The organism is Vibrio sp. 10N.261.55.C5, assembly GCF_041470505.1.
Classification (GTDB): Bacteria; Pseudomonadota; Gammaproteobacteria; order Enterobacterales; family Vibrionaceae; genus Vibrio; species Vibrio crassostreae_C.
This window is the reverse complement of the sequence record NZ_JBFRMS010000109.1, coordinates 1-396: the sequence shown is the minus strand read 5'-3', so window position 1 is coordinate 396 and position 396 is coordinate 1. Positions and strand designations below refer to the sequence as shown.

1 protein-coding gene is annotated in these 396 nt (G+C 42.2%); it reads right to left on the bottom strand.

All coding sequences use genetic code 11. The features are described from left to right. Positions 1-33: 33 nt before the first annotated feature. The coding region (locus AB4263_RS23990; RefSeq protein ID WP_372099020.1) for a helix-turn-helix domain-containing protein at positions 34-396 on the bottom strand (363 nt) is incomplete at its 5' end.

Genomic DNA, 396 nt, shown 5'->3' with positions numbered 1-396 from the left:
TATTCATAGTAGTCCACTATTGCAGATTAGTTTCTATTCGATAATTGATTCCTCGGCACGTGCCTCCCGTAACTCTCTTGTATTCAGCTTTTCTTCAAGCCAGATGTTCCTTACTGTTGAGTGACTAATCGAGATGTTAAAACGCTTTCTCATCTCACCACTTATCCTAATAGAGGTTAGGTGAGGCGATTTGAGTGTTAATGAGATGACGATATTTCGAGTCTTTTCATCGATGCGATTATTGTTGTGTGATTGACCATACAGACGTTTCAAAGCAAGTGGGCCATGGGCTTCAAGCAATTGACGGTTGTTGTGAATGCTTTTGACAGAACAACCGCTTTGTCGGGCCGCTTCTCTAACATTCCCTAACTCATTGGCAAGCTCTATAGCCTCGAT